Here is an 18,469-nt window from a genome sequence, read left to right on the forward strand (position 1 = left end):
CTCCCGCTCCGCCCGGTGCCGCTGTTCTCTCCCCACGCCGCCGGCGGGACCGAGGCCGTGTTCCAGCCTTCGAGAAACGTACTACGGGACTGAAGACGCCGTGGCGACCGAGTGACGGACGATGCGCCGTCCCACCACCCCGACCGTCCCGTCACGCCGCGGCGCCGCCGCCCGTCGCGTGCTGGCTCACACGCTCGCTCGGCCGCACCGGTGGTGACGATCGATGCGCACTCACACGCTGTTGCTGGCCGGTGTGGCCGTTCTCGGCCTGTTCGTCCTCCCGTTCGTGATCGGTCCCGGTGGGACGACACCCGAACCGGTCAGGTTCGGCGAGACGATCCGGACGGGGCTATCGAGCGAGACGGTGCGGGTCGCACGGGCGGCCGGCCACACCATCCCGAAAGCCCAGGTCTTCTACGCCCAGTCGGAGTTCGTCGTCGGGTACTACGGCGTCGCCTCGTTCGCGCGCTCGACCGCCCGCGACGGCCGCACCCGACGACTCGGCCCCCCCGTCGCCATCTACGTGAGTGCGTTCTCGACGGCGCGACCGCGACTGACGCGCGACGGGTTCCTGAACACGTCGTTCGAGACGCGTCCGACGTGGATCGACGCGAGCGACGCCCACTACGTGGTCGTGTCGACCGAGGCCCGGACGGCGGTCGTCCCGTTCACCGACGCGGCCACGGCGGCGCGGTTCGCCGCCCGGGAGAACGGGACGGTCCACCCCTGGCGGACGGTCCGTGACCGGTTCGACGAGGCGGCGTCCGTCGACCGCCCCGAGTGGCCGGCGCGACGCAGTGCACGGGCGAACGCCACCGTCGCCGCGGTCGACCCCCTGCTCGACCGCCCGGTCTCGACCGTCGTCGGGCGCGACGCCCCGACGATCCAGGGCGCCGTCCGCGAGGCACCACCGAACACGACCGTTCGGATCCCGCCCGGACGGTACGCCGAGCGGGTCCGCGTGACCAAGCCGCTCACGCTCCGCGGTGCCGGGGTGGACACGCACCTCGGCGGGAACGGGAGCGGCACCGTCGTCACCCTCGCGTCGTCACACACCGCGGTCGCCGACCTCCGGATCTCGGGCGTCGGCACGACGCGTATCGACCTGCGTGACGACACACGAACCCGCGACTGGGACTCCAAAGTCGAGCAGACCTACGGCCGCGGCGACGCCGGCATCGCTGTCATCGGTGGCGACCGGACGCTCGTCGACTCGGTGACGATCGAGACACCCTCGAACGGACTGCTCTACCGGAACGGGTCCCGTGCCGTCGTCGACGACGTGGTCGTCCGGGGCGACCCCACCCCGAACCAGGGCTACATGGGCGTGATGGCGATGGGGACGCCCGTGGTCGTCCAGCGCTCGACGTTCCGGGGCGGACTGGACGGCGTGTACGCACACAGGGCAGACGGGCTGGTGGTCCGGGACTCGACGATGGGGCGGCAACGCTTCGGCGTCCACCTCATGTTCACCTCCGGGACCCTGCTGGCGAACAACACCGTCCGGGACGCCCAGACCGGCCTCGTCGTCATGACGCGGCCGAGCGGGAACGCGCTGGTCGGCAACGACGTTCGTGACAGCAATCACGGCATCGTCACGGCAGGCGCACGCTCCTCCGTCGTCGACAACACGCTCGTCGACAACCGCGTCGGCCTGACCATCGGCACCCGGACCTCCAGGTACACCGGGAACGTCGTCGCCGGGAACGAGGTTGGCGTGCGCGCCGAGAACTACGTCGCCTCGAACCGCCTGGTCGGGAACGACTTCCTGGACAACGACCGGCAGGTCCGCGCGACCGAGGGAATGGCGCGGGTCTGGTCGACGCCGCGCCGGGGGAACTACTGGGACACGACCGTCACCGTCGGTTCGGACCGCCTCCCCCGCCCGTACGCACCGCTCGACGCCGTGGACGCGACCCTGCGAGAACCCGGCCGGGTGACGCTCGCACGCTCGCCGGTCCGGCTCGCTGGCGACCTCCTCGCGCAGCTCGTTCCCGGGATGCGAGCGAGCGGCGTCGTCGACCGGCACCCGGCCGATGCACCGCTGAACTCGAACCGACTCGCGGCGGCGGGGGACGCTGACGCGACTGCTCAGAACGCATGACCCGGACGCACGACACTCACGACCGACCGACCGAATCGACACCCACGGTGACCGTCACCGGACTGGACGACGGCTACGGCGACCTGTGCGTGCTCGACGACGTTTCCCTGTCGGTGCCGACCGACGCCGTGACGGCGCTGGTCGGCCCGAACGGGAGCGGCAAGTCGACACTGCTCCGCCTCGTCGCCGGGGTCCGGACGCCACGGGACGGCACGGTGTCCGTGGCCGAGACGGACGCGCCACGGCCCGTCGGGTACCTGCCCCAGTCGCTCCGCCCCCGGGAGGGGTTCTCCGTCCGTCGCACGATCGAGACGTACGCGGCGCTCGTCGATGGGGGCCCGGACGCGGACGCGGTGCTGTCGCGGGTCGGTCTCGACGGCGTCGCCGAGGCGACGGTCGAGACGCTGTCCGGTGGGATGCGGCGTCTGCTGGGCGTCGCCATCGCGCTGGTCGGCGACCCTCCGGTCCTCGTGCTCGACGAACCGACGAGCGGTCTCGACCCGGCGATGACCGCCCGGGTGTTCGACGTGCTCGGCGACCTCGCCACCGCCGGCCGGGGCGTGCTGGTCGCCTCCCACGACCTCGACGCGGTGAGCACGGGTGCCGACCGGGTCGTCCTGCTGGACCGCGGGACGGTCCAGGCCGCCGGCCCGACCGCCACCGTCCTCGCCGATCTGGACGTCCGTTCGCTGACCGACGCGTTCGAGACCACGGTGACCGACGCCGGTGGCGGCACCGTCCGGCGCGGGGTGGACCCGTGACGCGCCATCCCCTGACACGACTCCGCGTGCTGGCGCGCCGCGAGGCCACGACGGTTCTCACCACGCGCGCGTTCGGCCTCCTCGTCGTGGCACTGGCCGTCCTCGCGGCGGGACTGGTCTCGGTCAGCGGTGCCGCGGCGAGTGGGTACCTCCCGGCGGTGGTCGACCTGTTGCCCGCACTCGAACTGCTCGTTCCCCTGCTGGCGTTTACCGTCGGCTATCGTGCACTGCTCGACGACCGTCGACGCGGCGAACTCGCCGTCCTCTCGACGTTCCCGGTCTCGCGTGCGACCGTCGTCGCGAGCGTGCTGGTCGGGCGCGGTGTCGCCCTGACCGCGGGGATCGTCGCGGCACTCCTCCCGACGATGGGGCTGGTGTGGTTCGCCGGCGGCCCGACGACGCAGTTGGTCGCCACTCACAGCAGTACGGACTCGGCCGTCCTGTTCCTGCGCCTGCTCTCGTCGACGACGCTGTTCGGCCTGGCCGCGCTCTCGGTGGCCGTCGCCGTCTCGGCCGTCGCCGGCGGGACACGGAGCGCAGCGGCGACGCTCGTGGCCCTCTGGGTCGCGCTCACAGCGGTCGTCGACCTCGGGCTGGTGGAGGCGCTTGACACCCTCGGATCGGAGGCCGTCCTGGCAGTGCTGGCACTCTCGCCTGCAGGCGCGTATCGCGGCATCGTGTTACAGACCGTCGTCGACGTGGCGACGGCGGGGTCGATCCGGGCCGCTGCCCCCCTCGCGAGCGCGGTCGGTCTGTGCTGCTGGGTCGTGGGCGGCGCCGGTGTCGCGACCTACGCGATCTGGCGGATCTGACGCTTTCGAGAACCGTACTACGGGGTTTTCGTCGCCTTCGGTCCTATCCCGACTCGATGCACCGACGCAGGTACCTCACGGCGGCTGTCACGGTCGGCGCGCTCGGGACTGCCGGCTGTGTCGGCTCGGTTCTGGGCGGTGGCGAGCGCGAGCGGACCTACCTCGACGAACCGGACCGACAGCTGAGCAGTTCCGACCTCCCCTATCCCGCGCACGGCCAGCGACTCCCGGCGGCGACACTGCGTGCCCCGCTCGCCGGGCGCGAGATCACGACGACCGACCTCGGCGACCGACACGTGGTAATGACGTTTTTCTACAGCAACTGCAACACGGTCTGTCCGATCCTCATCTCCGACCTCGCGCGCGTCCAGGCGGCCGCCAGCGAGGCGGGATTCGCCGACGATATCGTCTTCCTGGCGGTCACGTTCGACCCACGGCGTGACGACGCCGAGCGACTCGCACAGTACGCCGACATGATGGGCGTCGACCTCGACGCGGGGAACTGGCATTTCCTCCGCCCGGCGGGCCGCGACCGCGCGAAGGAGGTCGTCCAGGACACGTACGGCGTGACCTTCGAGCGGACGAAAGCGACCGGCGAGGCGGAATACATGTTCAACCACCTCGGGTTGATCGTGCTGGCGAACGACGAGGGTGTCGTCGAGCGCGCCTACTCCGGGAACGAACCGAAGTCGAAACGGGTCCTCGCCGACCTCGAACGGATTCGCAGTCGGCAGGGCTAGAGGAACTTCGCCCGGTAGGCGCTGGCGTCCTCGCGGGTGATCGACTGCAACCGCACGATGTCCTCGGTCGTCAGGTCGTCGTACTCCTCGACGTAGGCCCGGGCGTCGGCCAGGTCGGCGTAGGGGAGCGGATTGCCCATCATGGGACCGCCGGTCCGGTCGGCGTTCGTATCGAGGACGTACGACGCCAGCGTTCCCTCGACGAGGTCCTCGCTGTCGTGGTCGTGGACCCAGACGCCGACGACGTCGGCCTGTTCGCGCCCCTCGACGAAGTGGCCGGGGTCGGCGTAGTAGGCCGCCAGACAGCCCGGCGAACAGAAGAAGTCGCGGTCGCCGCGCTCGTGGCTGGCCTGGGCGTTCCACGCCGGGAAGTTCGCGGGCTGCATGTTACAGACCGTACACTCGGTGTCTTCCGGCACCGAGACCGGTTCGAGGATCGACTGCTCGTCGACCTCGGGGAGGAAACTCGCCCGGAAGCGCCGGGCCAGCGGCACGTCGAACGCCGCGAGTTCGACGATGTCCTCGCGCGTCCGGTCATCGTACTCCTCGACGTAGGCCCGTGCCTCGCTCTCCTCGGCGAACGGCACCGGGTTCTCGCCCATGGGCGCGTCGATGTGTGCCGCCGTCTCCTCGAGGACGTAGTACGCCGCCGTCGCGTCGACGTACTCCCGCGAGCGGTACGCCCGAACCCACTCGTAGGCCAGGTCGTCCTGGGAGTGGGCGTCGTCGAAGTGGCTCGGCGTGGCGTGGTACGCCGTGAGACACCCCGGCGAACAGAAGTACTTCCGGTCTCCGTTCTCGTGTGTCGCCTGGGCGTTCCACGCCGGATAGTCCGCGGCGTACATGTTGCAGACCGCACACCGGGACTCCTCGGGGACGGGCTCGACCGGTTCCGAGAGGTCGGCCGACGGAGTCGCGGTCGTCGTGGTCGTATCTGTGCTCGTGGTCGTGTCAGTGCCGGGGCCGGTCGTCGTCTCACTGCCTTGTTGCCCACAGCCAGCGAGCCCCGCGGCGACTGCGAGTGCGCTCGCGCTCAGGAGTCGACGCCGTGTCACGACACGCTCCTCGACATCTCGATTGCACATACCTGCTGGTTCGCAGTTCAGTGATATAGAACCCGTAGCACGTTCCTCGAAAGTGAAGACGGACACCTCCCCACGCCCACCGCTCGCCGAGCCCCGCCCGTCACGCGTTCGCGAGCTGGGCGATGAGCTCCGGCGTCACCTCGTCGACGCCGACGAGTTCGCCGCCGTACGTCGACCGGAACGACTCGGCGTCACCTCGCTCCGAGAACGCGATCAGGTCTTTCCCCATCGCGCCTTTGACCGGCGAGCCGGCGACGAACGTCACCGCCGACGCGTCGACGAACGCGTCGGCCTGTGGGTGTCTCGTGATGAGCTGGTCGCCACCGCCCTCGAACACGTCGTAGTCGACTGCCGAGTAGTCCGTGACGTACATGACGGATCGCTCCCAGCCGCGGTCCTGCCGGTCGAAGTCGTACTTGAACGCTTCCCAGGTGCTACAGAACCGAGCGGGGTTCTCGTGACCCGACGGCGTGTGCTGTGGGTAGAAGATCTCTACCGACGGCCCCGGGTGGTTCGGAATGATCATCCCACAGAGCTCACAGGCGTCGTCGTCGTCGAGCGTGATCGCCGCCGGGGCGTCGGCGGTCGGCCCGTCACCGCCCGGGGACGACGAGCACCCGGCCGTGACTGCCGCGAGCCCCGCCACGCCGCACGTGAGGAGCTGACGGCGCGTCACCCGGTCGCTGACCGATCCGGCCGCCCGCGAGTCCGCCCCGCCGTCGCAGTGATGGCACATACGTTGTCGTTCGTCGCCGCGCGAAAGTAACCTCAGGTACGATTCTCGAACGCCGGCTCGACCCGCGCACTCCCTGCGGTCGTTCGCGGTCGCCAACCGACCTCAATCGCCAGCAGCAGTTCGCGTCCCGGCAGACAGCGGCGTCCGTTCCACGACCTGCCCGTCGTAGGTCGGATACTGCTCGACGATCTCCCCCTCACTCAGGTCGCCGTCCTCGATCATGTCCTCCAGGAGCCACCACGCGACCTCGACGTGGTCGGACTTGACGGTGTAGAACTCCTCGGGGACGCCCAGGCGCTCGAAGCGGTCGGGTTCGGCCCAGGTCTTCCCGTAGACGAGGGTGCCGTCGTCGGTCACCTCGTCGAAGGGGCGCCGAATCTGTCGGGCCATCCGCTTGAGCCGTCGGCGGTGCTGGGCGGCGTCCTTGAACACGGAAGTACAGAAGTAGACCTTCTCGTGGTCCCCCATCTCATCGAGGATGGCCTCGCGGGTGTCCTCGACGGCGCTCATGTGGTCGTCTTTCAGCTCGAAGCCCTGTTCCTGCATCCGGCGGTAGTTCCCGTCGGACATCTCGAACTCGTTGATGTTGCAGAACTCGGCGGCGCCCTCGTCGAGGAAGTCGAGGAACTCCCCTTCGGGGCGGATGCCGGGAATCTCGAAGGCCGGGGTGAGGCCTTCCTCACGGGCGATGTAGAGGATGTCTTCCCACTCGGTCCCGTGGAGGTCGCCCCACTGCTCGAAGGGGGGATGGAAGCGGATCTCGTCGAGGCCGGCCTCGCTGAGGCGGCGCATGTTCTCGCGGCCGCCGGTGATGCCGGTGTAGAGGTGGGTGTGGTGGTCCTCGCCGAACTCGTCTTTCAGCAGGGAGAGATAGCGCGTCGTTTTCCCCATCGCCTCCTGTGGCTCGCCGCCGGTGATGGAGGTGCCCAGCGCGTCCATGCGCTTTGCCTCTGTGATGACGTCCTCGTCGTCCTCCACGAGGCGCTCGTTGGCGTAGACGTCGGTGACGTTCTTGCGGTTCTCGCCGAGCGGGCAGTAGAAGCAGTCGCGCTGGTCACAGTAGCCGTAGACGAACAGCACCATCTTGCCGCCTTTGGCACACTGTTCACAGCCCTCGGAGATCATCGGTTACCCGTTCTTTTCGGTCGAGCGGCAAAAGGCGTGCGGAACGGACCGACGCCCTCGTGGCCGGCGGGGTCTTTTTTCATGTTTCGGCCCCTGGTAGGGCTATGGCCGAGGACCACCCCGACGGCGACGCCGAGACTGCGACGGCGAGCGGGGAGGCTGACGAGCCGACGTCGACCGCACTCCCCGGAACGAGGATCGATCCGTTCGTCGACTTCTCGGAGCGGGTAATGCAGCTCGTCGAACTGGTCGCGGGGTTCGTCCTCGTCGTGCTCTTCGCCATCGGCGTGTTCGATCTGGGGCTCCAGATCGTCAACGAGATCCGGAGCGGCGACATCAGCGACCCGCTGGTCGTCATCGGGTTCATCGACACCGCCCTCCTGCTGTTCATCATCGTCGAGGTGTACAACACGGTCATCGCCTACGCGCGGTCGGACGAGACCGCGCGGATTCTCCGGCTGGTGATCTTCACGGGCGTCATCGCGCTGGTCCGGAAGGCCATCGTCTTCCGGACGGGGGAGTTCGCGACGAAGACGGACGCGCTGATGGTCGCGGCCTCCTACGCCCTGCTGACGCTGACGCTCGGGGTCCTGCTGTTCGTCAGCTACCAGTTCGTCGGCGGCGAGGGCGACGAACCGGCGCAGTACTGACCGGCCGCCGGAAAGCACATAACCGAAAGCGGCGAACTGTCGAGTGATGCTGCTGGTCCTGTGTGTGGACCTGGACAACGACATCGGCCGCAAGACCGGCATCGAGACGCCAGTCATCGGTCGGGACGATGTCGAGGATGCCGCCGTCGCGCTCGCGACCGCGGACCCCGAGGACAGCGACGTGAACGTCCTCTTCGAGGGGTTGCACCTCCACGACACCATCGAGGACGAGACCGTCGAGGTCGCGGCGGTCACGGGCGTCGACGGCAGCGACGTGGCCGCGAACAGGAAGGTCGGCGAGGAGGTCGACAACATCCTCGCGACCCTCTCGACCGGCGAGGACGTGCGCGCGCTGGTCGTCACCGACGGCGCACAGGACGAGTCTGTCGTCCCCGTCATCCGCTCGCGGATCCGTATCGACGGCGTCCGCCGCGTCGTCGTCCGCCAGGCACAGGACCTCGAATCGATGTACTACACCATCAAACAGGTGCTCGACGACCCCGAGACACGGGGGACCATCCTCGTGCCGCTGGGTATCCTGCTGCTCATCTATCCGCTCGCCATCATCGCGGACTCGCTGGGGATGCCCGGCGCGGTGTTCGGGATGACCTCCGGCCTGCTGGGGCTGTACGTCCTCGGCCGCGGCCTGGGCGTCGAGCGCCTGCTCGACTCGGCCATCGGCCGCCTGCGCTCGGGACTGTACGCCGGTCGCGTGACGCTGATCACCTACGTCGTCGCCGCGGCCCTGCTGCTCGTCGGCGGGGTCAACGGCGTCCAGACGCTGGATGGCCTCCGGATCGCCCGCGGGACGCTCGCGCCGCTGGAGGTCATCGCCGCCCTGCTGTACGGCGCCGTTCGCTGGTTCGCAGTGGCCGGTATCACCTCCAGTTTCGGCCGGCTCACCGACGAGTACCTGGCCGACGCCTTCCAGTGGCGGTACCTCAACGCCCCCTTCTACGTCGTCGCCATCGGGGCCGTCCTCCACGGTGTGAGCGCGTACTTCCTCGGGTTCGTTACCCTCTCGTTCCTGGCGGCGGTGCTGACCGGCGGGACGATCCTCGGGCTCGCCAGCACGCTCGCCTTCGCCGTCGCCGAGTCACGGTTCCCGACCGAGGGCACGTCGGCCTGACCGACGCGTCGCTGCCACCACCGAGGTCGGCCGAACGCTTATTTCGAGGTCGGACGTAGACCCGGGCATGAGTTCTCGGGAGATCCGTCTCATCGAAGAAACGGACGGCGAGTGGTCCGCGGTCGACGTCGACACCGGTGTCGTCAGCCGGGCCGAGACGCGCCGCGAGGCGCTCGAAGTCCTCGACGAGGCGGTCGCGTACCACACCGACGGCACTGGTAGTTCCATCGACGACGAGGTCGCGTACCTCGAAGACCACGGCATCGATCCCGCGCAGGTCACCGACCCGCGGGACCTCCCCGACGTCATGCAGTAGGGGGAATCCGGAGGGACCTACCGTTCACGAACTGCGTTCACGGCTCGCTTCGCTCACCGCTCACGAACCACCACGAACTCGGCGAGGTCCTCCAGATAGGCGAGCGCCTGCGAGTCCTCGGCGTCGACGGTCGCGAGCGCCGCGAGCGCGTCGTCGGACATCTCGTGGGCGCGCTCGTTCGCCTCCTCGGGCGTGAGTTCGGTGACCTGGACGAGCGACGGGCGGTCCATCTCGGCGTCGTGGCCCGTCGGCTTCCCGAGGTCGCCGGCGTCGGCGGTCGCGTCGAGCACGTCGTCGCGCATCTGGAAGGCGATGCCGACCCGCTCGGCGTACTGGCCGACGGCCTCGACGGTGTAGGCGTCGGCGTCGGCGGCGACCGCGCCCAGTTCCGCGGCGGCACGGAAGAGCGCGCCGGTCTTCCGGCGGGCCAGTTCCAGGTACTCCGCTTCGTTTTCCGGCTGGGCGACGAGTTCGGTCGCCTCTCCTTCCCCGAGTTCGACCATCGACTCGGCGACCACCTGCATCGCGCGCTCGTCGGTCGAAAAGAGGGCGAAGGCCTCCCCGAGCAGGCCGTCGGAGGCGATAATCGCCGGGCCGTGGCCGAAGGCGGCCCAGGCGCTATCGACCCCGCGGCGGGTCTCGGAGTCGTCGATAATGTCGTCGATGACGAGCGAGGCGTTGTGGACGAGTTCGATCCCGACCGCGAAGTCGACGGCGTCGTCGGGGTCGCCGCCCAGCGCCTCACAGACAAGCACCGTCACCGTCGGGCGGACGCGCTTCCCACCAGAAAGCGAAATCTGGCGCACCTCGTCGGCCAACTCCGACGGTTCTACGGCGTCGAGCACCGCCTCCAGCCGTTCGTCGACGCGCGACCGACGACGCTCCAGGTACTCCATCACCGTCTAGTCAGGGTTGCGTCGGTTTGAGCGTGACGGAATCCGGCCTCCGCCGCCGCTCGCGGGGCCTCCGGTCGCCGCGCTCAGAACCGCTCGGGCTCGGGCTCGGAGGCCGGCGGGTTCGGGGCGGGGTCCTCGTCGCTGCCGCGGACGCGCCCGCTCTGCTTGATGATCGAGAGTGCGGTCATCACGTCCGACCGGGTGACGAGGCCGACGAGGTCGCCGTCGGCGGCCTCGCCGAAGCCGCCGTTGTCCATGACGAGCAGGCGGCCGATGCCCTCCTTTTGCATCCGGGTGAGCGCGTCCATCGCGCCGAGGTCGGGCTCGACGGCCTCCAGGTCGGCCGTCATCACGTCCGAGACGGTGTAGGCGTCGCGTTCGACCTCCTTGACCTCCAGTGCGTCCTCCAGCGTCACGAGGCCGACGACGTTGCCGTCGCGGACGACGGGGTACCCGGTGTGGCGCTGGCGGAACATCCGTTCGAGGAGGGCGGCCACGCTGTCCTCCGGGTGGACGGTCTCCACGTCGTCGGCGGGCGTCATGATGTCGGAGACGGTGACGCCCTCGAAGGCCGCCCGCATGACGGTCTGCTGGGCCTCCCCGGAGGCGCCGATGTAGATGAAGAAGGCGATGGCGATCAGGAAGAGGCCGCCGCCGCCGAAGAGACCGAACAGGCCGAGCAGGATGGCGAAGACCTTGCCCACTTCGGCGGCGATCTGTGTGGCCCGGGCGTAGGGCCGGTTGCGGGCCAGAAGCGCCCGGAGGACGCGCCCGCCGTCCATCGGGAAGCCGGGGAGCATGTTGAAGATCGCGAGCGCGACGTTCATGAGCGCGAGGTAGCCGAGCAGGAACCGCGCGACGGGCGCGCTGCTCGGGGCGAGCAGGAAGGCGACGTACGAGCCCACGCCGAGCGCCACCGAGACGACGGGACCGGCGACGGCGATGAGCAGTTCCTGTTTCCAGTCCTCGGGCATCTCCTCCAGCTGGGCAACGCCGCCGAACAGCCAGAGCGTGATCGACGAGATGGGGAAGCCAAAGCGCATAGCCACGAGCGAGTGCCCGAGTTCGTGGAGGACGACGCCGGCGAACAGGCCAACGGCGGCGACGATCCCGATGACGATAGAGAGGGTCGGGTCCGCCAGCGCTTCGGGTGCGATCTCGGCCGCCCAGACCCCGTTGAGGATGTTCACGTACTCCGCGATCTGGACGCTGATCAGCCACGCGAACAGCGGCAGGACGAGCAGGAAGGTCAGATCGAGTTTGATCGGTATGCCAAAGGCACTCCCGATCCGGAAGCTTCGCATACGCAATGGTAGGCCCGCGAGAACCTTAAGCGCGTGTATGCCGGTCGACGGGGCGGGTGCCGACGGCACGACCCGACCGCCACGGCTTTGTCCGCCTCGGCCGTATCAGAGGCTATGAGCGACTCGACAGAGCGACCGTCGCCGGTGCTCCGCCGCGCCGAGGACATCGAGTACGAGGCCGTCGGCGCCGCCGACGGGCTCTCGAAGGGCGTCCTCGTCGGCGAGGAACACGGCGCACCGAACCTCGCCATCCGCCGGTTCACGCTCGCGCCCGGCGGCGAGGTCCCGAAACACACCAACGAGATCGAACACGAACAGTACGTCCTCCGCGGCGAGTACACGGTGGGTATCGGAGAGGCGTCGGAGACGCCTCATGCAGACGGCGAAGCCGTCGACGACGGCGAGGAACACACCGTCTCGGCGGGCGATTCCCTCCTCATCCCCGCCGGCGTCGTCCACTGGTACCGCAACGAGGGCGACGAGGAGGGCGCGTTCATCTGCGCCGTGCCGACCGGCGACGACGAGATTCGGTTGACCGAGGAGTGACGGACCAGTCCGCCGGCCGCCCGAGCACCGCTCGTCGTTCCGAGCGACTGAAATAGGACCGTCGTCTACCCTGACTCGTGTCACAGCAGGTCGCGCAGGTGGATACGCTGTTCCTCCACGAGGCCGGCGACGAGTACCGCGTCGTCGTCGAGCGGGACGGCGACCGCCTCTTCCAGGCCGTCCTCGAACTCAAGGAGACCGGTGCCGGTCCCCGCCCGGGCCGGTTCCGGGTCAAGGAGGGCACCAGCGAGGAGCCGCGCAGTCCCGACGAGTTCGTCGACATCGCCCGCCGCGCGACCCGCATCCGCATCTCCGAGCAGACCTCCCGCGAAGGCCGCGCGGAACTCCAGTCGATGCTCGACGCCTACCAGCTCGACGCCAAGGTGGTCCGGACCTGCCGGTACTGCGCCTCCAGCGGCCGGTACTCGCCTATCACCGCCGAGACGGCCATCGAGGCCGACGGCGAGACCATCTGTCCCGACTGTGCGCGCCGCGAACTCGACCGGGAACTGTCCTTCCAGGGCGGGATGAGCGCCGACGCCCGCGAGCGCCTGGAGGACCTCCTGTTCGAGGTACAGGACCTCGAACGCATCACGAACCTCCTCCAGGGCGAACTCGACCCGGACCTGACGAAGTTCGACGAGATCAGCGCGACCGTCGACGAGGTCGACCCCGTCCGCGTCGACTCCCTCTCGATGCACCCCGGCGTCCAGTCGAAGTTCGAGAACCGCTTCGACACCCTCCTGCCCGTCCAGAGCCTCGCCGTCGAGAACGGCGCCCTCGACGGGCAGGACCAGCTGGTCGTCAGCGCGACGGCGACCGGGAAGACCCTCATCGGCGAGATGGCCGGCATCGACCGCGTCCTGAACGGGGAGGGGAAGATGCTCTTTCTCGTGCCCCTCGTCGCGCTCGCGAACCAGAAACACGAGGCCTTCGAGGAGCGCTACGGCGACATCTGCGACGTGACCATCCGCGTCGGCGCCTCCCGCATCAACGACGACGGCAATCGCTTCTCACCCGACGCCGACATCATCGTCGGTACCTACGAGGGAATCGACCACGCGCTCCGGACGGGCAAAGACCTGGGCGACATCGGGACGGTCGTCATCGACGAGGTCCACACGCTGGGCGAGGGCGAACGGGGTCACCGGCTGGACGGTCTCATCTCGCGGCTGAAGTACTACTGTGAGGAGCAGGCCGGCGGGTCGGCGACCAACACCGACACCCAGTGGATTTACCTCTCGGCGACGGTCGGGAACCCCTCGCAGTTGGCCGAGAAGCTCCGGGCGACGCTCATCGAGTTCGAGGAGCGGCCGGTGCCCATCGAGCGCCACCTCACGTTCGCGGACAGCCGCGAGAAAACCGAGATCGAGGACCGCCTCGTGAAACGGGAGTTCGACACGAAATCCTCGAAGGGCTACCGCGGGCAGACCATCATTTTCACCAACTCACGGCGGCGGTGCCACGAGATTTCCCGGAAACTGCAGTACGATTCCGCGCCGTATCACGCCGGCCTGGACTACAAGCGCCGGAAGAAGGTCGAGCGACAGTTCGCCGACCAGGACCTCGCGGCGGTCGTGACGACGGCGGCGCTGTCGGCGGGCGTTGACTTCCCGGCCTCGCAGGTCATCTTCGACACCCTCGCCATGGGCATCGAGTGGCTGACGGTCCAGGAGTTCAGTCAGATGCTCGGCCGCGCGGGCCGGCCGGACTACCACGACAAGGGGACGGTGTACATGCTGGTCGAACCGGACACCTCGTATCACAACAGCATGGAGATGACCGAGGACGAGGTGGCGTTCAAGCTCCTCAAGGGGGAGATGGAGCCGGTCATCACCCGCTACGACGAGTCGGCGGCGGTCGCGGAGACGCTGGCGAACGTCACCGTCGGCGGGAAGGCGGCGAAGCGCCTCAACGAGCGGATGGTCGGCGAGGTGCCGACGAAACACGCCCTCGCCAAACTGCTGGAGTACGAGTTCATCGACGGGCTGGCCCCGACGCCGCTCGGGCGGGCGGTGACCCGGCACTTCCTCGCGCCCGACGAGGCCTTCCTGATGCTCGACGGCATCCGCAAGGGCCGTGACCCGTACGGCATCGTGGCCGACCTGGAACTGCGCGACGACGACCGGTGACTGCGGGGTCGACCGCAGAGGCTTCGAGGCGGAACGGGGACCGCAGGGACCCGTGGCGCGACGCGAGCGTTGCGGCCGTGGCGCAACGCCACAAGGGTTTTCGCGGCCCACGGGAATGGTTGGGTATGGGACTGTTCGACTCGGTTCGGGGTGCCCTCGGGGGCGAGGCGGGGGACGACGAACCCGAGTTGACCGACGACGTGCCCCGCCCCGCGAACCACGGCGAGCCGACGCCGACCGACTTCCGTAACAAGGCCGTCGACGCCGTCCAGGACTGGGGCGTCGACGACCTGGATTTCACCGCCGAATCCCTCCCGCGACTCGACACCTTCGCCGACCAGCAGGGCGCCCGGCTGGACGTGATGGCCGCGGACCGTGACGACGACGAGGCGGTCGCCCGGATGCACACCGCCTACACCATCCGTGCCGGCAGCTACTTCGGTGAGGTGCTGGTCCGCGAAGCCGACGGCCAGTGGACCAGAAACGGCGAGGTCTGGGCCGTGCAGGTGCCCACCGGCGAGGACGAAACGATCGTCGACGCCTTCGAGGTCGCCGCTCACTCCTTCGCCGAGGCGCCGGCGTTCGTCGAGACGGCCCGCCAGCTCGGCGTCGAGGTCGACGAGGACGACGACGAAGACGAGGCAGTCGAGACCGACGAGGTGCGCCCGGAGATGCGCGAGGTCGCCGAGTCGGTCCCCGGCACCTGGGATACCTACGACCTCGACTTCTCGCCCGCGTCGGTCGTCCGCCTCGACGACCTCGTCGAACGCGAGTTCGACCCCGGCGAGTTCGACGGCGTCGACGTGGGTGGCGACGACATGGACGCGAAGATGTACCGCGAGCGCCTCAAGCAGTTCGGGAGCTACTTCGGCGAGGTCATCGTCCGCCACCTCGGCGGGGAGTGGAACCGCCGGGCGGGCGAGGTGGTCGTCGACGTCTCCGCCGGCAGCGACGGCTGGATCACCGTCCCCGTCTTCGACGTGGCCGGCGAGGGGCTCCGCGGTGCCCCGCGGTTCGTCCTCGAGTACAACCGCTGTATCGAGGACGCCGGCCTCGACGTGAACGCCATCGACCCCGCCGAACCGTCGACCGACGCCGACCACGACGCGAGCCTCGACGCCGCCCCGCCGGAGACCTCCGGTACGGACTCGCCCGAGACCTCCGATACCGGCTCGACCGAGACGGAGGACGCGACACCGACCGACGAGCCGGCGGCGACCGACGAATCGACGGCCGAGCCCGTGGCTGACGCTCCGTCGGAAACGCCACCTTCGAAAGAACCGAACGCGGAGGGGGCTGGAGCGGCGTCGGCAGCCGGCGACGCGGTCGGTGACGACCACCCGGCAGCGCCCGGCCGGGCTACGAACGACGCCGAGCGACCGGGTGCTGACCGCTCGGCTGCCGACCGCACGGACGAGGACCGGGCGGACACGGCGACGACCGACGACTCGGCCGAGACAGACGACGCGGCGGCATACGACCCGGCACCGGCGGACGGTGCCGACGACGACGCGGTGGCGGCGGCCGCCGACGCGCTGGCCGAGTCCGGCGACGGCACGGCCGACGCGGCCGAATCCAGCGGGGCGGTGCCGGACGAGCGTCGGGAGTCGACGGCAGACGCGGAGTCGGGCGACGCGGACCCGGCTGTCGAGGACGGTGAGACGCTCGACCTCGGCGACGGGGGCGGCGAGGCCGAACCGTTGACGGCTGCGGACGTGACCGAGGACGCGAAGGGCTTTGCGGCGACGTGGCCGGGCTACGACCTGGACTTCTCGCCGAAGTCCCTGGAACGACTCGACCGCCTCGTCCGCGCGGAGTACGAGACCGACGACGTGCCCGACGTGGTCCTCGACGGCTCCGGCGTCGACGACTCCTACCTGACCGCCCGGATCGTCGAGACGGGGGGCTACTTCGCGGAAGTCATCCGGCGCTCCGTGGGCGGCGAGTGGCGCGAGGGCGACGGCCTGACCTTCGTGATCGGCGGTCGCCGCGGGGAGACGCGCCTGGACCCGGTGGCTATCGCTGCCGACTGCTTCCGCAGCGAGGAGTCGTTCGCAGCCGCGTACGCTGACGTGCGCAACTCCGTCGGTGCGTAGCGACGGTCGGTAACGGCAGCGCCACGACCGACGACGCCATTCAGCCGGTCGGTGCGGCGGGTGCCGCCGGGAACGCGGTTTTTTTGAACGACGCGCGTGAGGTGGTGGGCGTGGCACTGCCCCCGATCACGCCGGCGATGCTGCTGGTGTTCGCGCTGATCCTCGTGGCACTGGTACTGTTCGCCACGGAACCGGTCCCCATCGACATTACGGCAATCGGCGTGATGGTCGCGCTGTTGCTCGTCGAGCCGGTTTCGGCCATCCTGGCGAGCGTCGGGCTGCTCGCCGAGCCGCTCGTCGTCCTCAGTGATCCGGAGGCGGGGCTGACGGTCGTCGACCAGGGCCTCTCCGGGTTCGCAAACGCCGCGACGATCACCGTCCTCGCGATGTTCGTGTTGAGCGCCGGCGTCCAGAAGACCGGGGTCATCCAGATACTCGGCGCGAAGATCGCCGCGGTCACGCGCGACAGCGAACTCAAACAGCTCTCGGCGACCATCGGTTTCATCAGCCCCATCTCCGGCTTCATCAACAACACCGCGGCGGTCGCCATCCTCCTCCCGATGGTGACCGACCTCGCCCACCAGGGGCGGACCTCCCCGTCGAAGCTTCTCATTCCCCTCTCCTATGCCTCGATGTTCGGCGGGATGTTGACACTCATCGGCACGTCGACCAACATCCTCGCCAGCGAGATCGCGGGCCGCCTCGGCGTCCCCGGAACCCCCTTTTCGATGTTCGAGTTCACCGCGCTCGGCGTCGTCGTCACCATCGTCGGGACGATCTACCTCCTGACCGTCGGCCGGTGGCTCACGCCCGCCCGGATCAAGCCCGAGGGAGACCTCACCGAGGAGTTCGAGATGAGCGAGTACCTGACGGAGGTGATCGTCCGCGAGGACTCGCCGGTCGTCGGCCAGACCGTCCGCGACGCGCTCAGGGATACCGACTTCGACGTGGACCTCATCCAGTTGATCCGTGGCGACGAGATCTTCCTCGAACCCCTCGGACCGAAGACGATCCACGTCGGCGATATTTTCGCCGTCCGGACCGACCGCGATACGCTCGTCGAGTTGAGCGACGCGGAGGGGTTCGACCTGCTCGCCGAGGTGACCGTCGACGAGATGGTGCTCGAAGGGGCCGACGAGGGGCAGAACCTCGTCGAGGTGGTCGTCGCGCCCGGCGCCAGCCTCGTCGGCGAGACCCTCGCCTCCACGAACTTCCGGCAGCGGTACGATGCGACCGTGCTCGCGCTCCGCCGGGGCGGGGAACTCGTTCGCCAACGCATGGACCGCATTCGACTCCGGGTCGGCGACACGCTGCTCGTGCAGGCGACGCCCGGCAGCATCGACCGCCTGAACGCGAACCGGAACTTCATCGTCGCCCAGGAGGTCGAACGCCCCGACTTCCGTCAGTCGAAGATCCCCGTCGCTATCGGGATGGTCACGGCCGTCGTCCTCGCGGCCGCGTTCACGCCCATCCACATCGTCACCGCCGCACTCGCCGGTTCGCTCGGGATGGTCGTCACCGGCTGTCTCAAACCGCACGAGGTCTACGAGGCCGTCCAGTGGGACGTGATCTTCCTGCTCGCCGGCGTCATCCCGCTCGGCATCGCCATGGAACGGACCGGCGGCGCGGACCTCATCGCCGATCTCGTCGTCATCGCCGCCGCCGCGCTCCCGCCCATCGCCGTCCTCGGCCTGATGTACGTCGTGACCGCGACGCTGACCAACGTCATCAGCAACAACGCCGCCGTCGTGTTGATGATTCCCGTCGCCGTTCAGGTGGCCGCCGACCTCGGTGCCTCCGCGTTCTCCTTCGTCCTCGCCGTTACCTTCGCCGCCTCGACGGCCTTCATGACCCCCGTCGGTTACCAGACGAACCTCTTCGTCTACGGCCCCGGTGGCTACCGCTTCACCGACTACCTCCGCGTTGGGACGCCCCTGCAGGCGATTTTCGCCGTCGTCACCACCCTCGGGATCGCCGCGATCTGGGGGCTCTGAGGCCCGCGATGCGCTGGCGCGACCGCCGTCCGCCAACGAAAGG

16 protein-coding genes are annotated in these 18,469 nt (G+C 69.2%); 11 read left to right on the forward strand and 5 right to left on the reverse strand.

Annotation, left to right across the window (positions count from 1 at the left end; translation table 11 throughout):
• Positions 1–223: 223 nt before the first annotated feature.
• From MUG96_RS01405 to MUG96_RS01420, 4 genes are read left to right on the forward strand one after another with little or no spacing between them, the layout of a single operon-like run.
• Entirely contained in the window at positions 224–2,104 is a 1,881-nt protein-coding gene (locus MUG96_RS01405) for a NosD domain-containing protein (protein WP_246985839.1), read from the forward strand.
• Positions 2,101–2,865: an ABC transporter ATP-binding protein gene (locus tag MUG96_RS01410; protein ID WP_246985841.1), complete on the forward strand. Its 765-nt coding sequence runs from the start codon at positions 2,101–2,103 to the stop codon at positions 2,863–2,865. The genes MUG96_RS01405 and MUG96_RS01410 overlap by 4 nt, the downstream gene beginning before the upstream one ends.
• Positions 2,862–3,677, forward strand: a complete 816-nt coding sequence (locus tag MUG96_RS01415) for an ABC transporter permease subunit (RefSeq protein WP_246985843.1) — start codon at positions 2,862–2,864, stop codon at positions 3,675–3,677. Before MUG96_RS01410 ends, MUG96_RS01415 begins: the two co-directional genes overlap by 4 nt.
• Positions 3,678–3,733: 56 nt before the next feature.
• Positions 3,734–4,417, forward strand: a complete 684-nt coding sequence (locus tag MUG96_RS01420) for an SCO family protein (RefSeq protein WP_246985845.1) — start codon at positions 3,734–3,736, stop codon at positions 4,415–4,417.
• Here the strand turns inward: MUG96_RS01420 and MUG96_RS01425 are convergent.
• From MUG96_RS01425 to MUG96_RS01435, 3 genes are all read right to left on the reverse strand, one after another.
• Positions 4,414–5,502, reverse strand: coding sequence for a nitrous oxide reductase accessory protein NosL (locus MUG96_RS01425; protein ID WP_246985847.1), 1,089 nt, complete (start codon positions 5,500–5,502; stop codon positions 4,414–4,416). The two genes, MUG96_RS01420 and MUG96_RS01425, sit on opposite strands and share 4 nt — an antisense overlap.
• Before the next feature lie 100 nt (positions 5,503–5,602).
• Entirely contained in the window at positions 5,603–6,238 is a 636-nt protein-coding gene (locus MUG96_RS01430) for a nitrous oxide reductase accessory protein NosL (protein WP_246985849.1), read from the reverse strand.
• Between the two features lie 102 nt (positions 6,239–6,340).
• Complete coding sequence (locus MUG96_RS01435; RefSeq protein ID WP_246985851.1) at positions 6,341–7,363, reverse strand: radical SAM protein; 1,023 nt, start codon at positions 7,361–7,363, stop codon at positions 6,341–6,343.
• A gap of 104 nt (positions 7,364–7,467) precedes the next feature.
• Here MUG96_RS01435 and MUG96_RS01440 point away from each other — a divergent pair, with 104 nt between their 5' ends.
• The 3 genes from MUG96_RS01440 (at position 7,468) to MUG96_RS01450 (ending at position 9,458) form a co-directional block, all read left to right on the forward strand.
• Positions 7,468–8,013, forward strand: coding sequence for a phosphate-starvation-inducible PsiE family protein (locus MUG96_RS01440; protein WP_246985853.1), 546 nt, complete (start codon positions 7,468–7,470; stop codon positions 8,011–8,013).
• 46 nt (positions 8,014–8,059) lie between these two features.
• Positions 8,060–9,142, forward strand: a complete 1,083-nt coding sequence (locus MUG96_RS01445; RefSeq protein ID WP_246985855.1) for a DUF373 family protein — start codon at positions 8,060–8,062, stop codon at positions 9,140–9,142.
• Between the two features lie 67 nt (positions 9,143–9,209).
• On the forward strand, positions 9,210–9,458 hold the full coding sequence (locus MUG96_RS01450; protein ID WP_246985857.1) for a type II toxin-antitoxin system HicB family antitoxin: 249 nt from the start codon (positions 9,210–9,212) through the stop codon (positions 9,456–9,458).
• A 53-nt stretch (positions 9,459–9,511) separates the two neighbouring features.
• Here MUG96_RS01450 and MUG96_RS01455 read toward each other — a convergent pair whose 3' ends face one another.
• Positions 9,512–10,354, reverse strand: a complete 843-nt coding sequence (locus MUG96_RS01455; protein ID WP_246985859.1) for a polyprenyl synthetase family protein — start codon at positions 10,352–10,354, stop codon at positions 9,512–9,514.
• A gap of 83 nt (positions 10,355–10,437) precedes the next feature.
• A complete protein-coding gene (locus MUG96_RS01460) occupies positions 10,438–11,658 on the reverse strand; it encodes a site-2 protease family protein (RefSeq protein WP_246985861.1) in 1,221 nt (406 codons plus the stop codon).
• A gap of 114 nt (positions 11,659–11,772) precedes the next feature.
• On the opposite strand from MUG96_RS01460, the gene MUG96_RS01465 reads away from it, so the two are divergent.
• From MUG96_RS01465 to MUG96_RS01480, 4 genes are all read left to right on the forward strand, one after another.
• Entirely contained in the window at positions 11,773–12,204 is a 432-nt protein-coding gene (locus MUG96_RS01465) for a cupin domain-containing protein (protein ID WP_246985863.1), read from the forward strand.
• A 77-nt stretch (positions 12,205–12,281) separates the two neighbouring features.
• Positions 12,282–14,336 carry a DEAD/DEAH box helicase gene (locus MUG96_RS01470; RefSeq protein ID WP_246985865.1) on the forward strand — a complete coding sequence of 685 codons (2,055 nt, stop codon included), beginning with the start codon at positions 12,282–12,284 and terminating at the stop codon, positions 14,334–14,336.
• 125 nt (positions 14,337–14,461) lie between these two features.
• Positions 14,462–16,432: a hypothetical protein gene (locus MUG96_RS01475; protein ID WP_246985867.1), complete on the forward strand. Its 1,971-nt coding sequence runs from the start codon at positions 14,462–14,464 to the stop codon at positions 16,430–16,432.
• A gap of 137 nt (positions 16,433–16,569) precedes the next feature.
• Positions 16,570–18,426, forward strand: coding sequence for an SLC13 family permease (locus tag MUG96_RS01480; protein WP_246988728.1), 1,857 nt, complete (start codon positions 16,570–16,572; stop codon positions 18,424–18,426).
• The last annotated feature ends 43 nt before the right edge of the window (positions 18,427–18,469 follow it).

It is taken from the genome of Halorientalis marina (assembly GCF_023028345.1).
In the GTDB taxonomy this organism is placed as follows: Archaea; Halobacteriota; Halobacteria; order Halobacteriales; family Haloarculaceae; genus Halorientalis; species Halorientalis marina.

Excerpts from the sequence above, each read along its gene's own strand:
- MUG96_RS01465 (WP_246985863.1), top strand. The coding sequence starts at position 11,773 with ATGAGCGACTCGACAGAGCGACCGTCGCCGGTGCTCCGCCGCGCCGAG.
- MUG96_RS01455 (WP_246985859.1), bottom strand. The coding sequence starts at position 10,354 with ATGGAGTACCTGGAGCGTCGTCGGTCGCGCGTCGACGAACGGCTGGAG.
- MUG96_RS01440 (WP_246985853.1), top strand. The coding sequence starts at position 7,468 with ATGGCCGAGGACCACCCCGACGGCGACGCCGAGACTGCGACGGCGAGC.
- MUG96_RS01475 (WP_246985867.1), top strand. The coding sequence starts at position 14,462 with ATGGGACTGTTCGACTCGGTTCGGGGTGCCCTCGGGGGCGAGGCGGGG.
- MUG96_RS01425 (WP_246985847.1), bottom strand. The coding sequence starts at position 5,502 with ATGTGCAATCGAGATGTCGAGGAGCGTGTCGTGACACGGCGTCGACTC.
- MUG96_RS01460 (WP_246985861.1), bottom strand. The coding sequence starts at position 11,658 with ATGCGAAGCTTCCGGATCGGGAGTGCCTTTGGCATACCGATCAAACTC.
- MUG96_RS01410 (WP_246985841.1), top strand. The coding sequence starts at position 2,101 with ATGACCCGGACGCACGACACTCACGACCGACCGACCGAATCGACACCC.
- MUG96_RS01405 (WP_246985839.1), top strand. The coding sequence starts at position 224 with ATGCGCACTCACACGCTGTTGCTGGCCGGTGTGGCCGTTCTCGGCCTG.
- MUG96_RS01445 (WP_246985855.1), top strand. The coding sequence starts at position 8,060 with ATGCTGCTGGTCCTGTGTGTGGACCTGGACAACGACATCGGCCGCAAG.
- MUG96_RS01430 (WP_246985849.1), bottom strand. The coding sequence starts at position 6,238 with ATGTGCCATCACTGCGACGGCGGGGCGGACTCGCGGGCGGCCGGATCG.
- MUG96_RS01435 (WP_246985851.1), bottom strand. The coding sequence starts at position 7,363 with ATGATCTCCGAGGGCTGTGAACAGTGTGCCAAAGGCGGCAAGATGGTG.
- MUG96_RS01480 (WP_246988728.1), top strand. The coding sequence starts at position 16,570 with ATGCTGCTGGTGTTCGCGCTGATCCTCGTGGCACTGGTACTGTTCGCC.
- MUG96_RS01420 (WP_246985845.1), top strand. The coding sequence starts at position 3,734 with ATGCACCGACGCAGGTACCTCACGGCGGCTGTCACGGTCGGCGCGCTC.
- MUG96_RS01450 (WP_246985857.1), top strand. The coding sequence starts at position 9,210 with ATGAGTTCTCGGGAGATCCGTCTCATCGAAGAAACGGACGGCGAGTGG.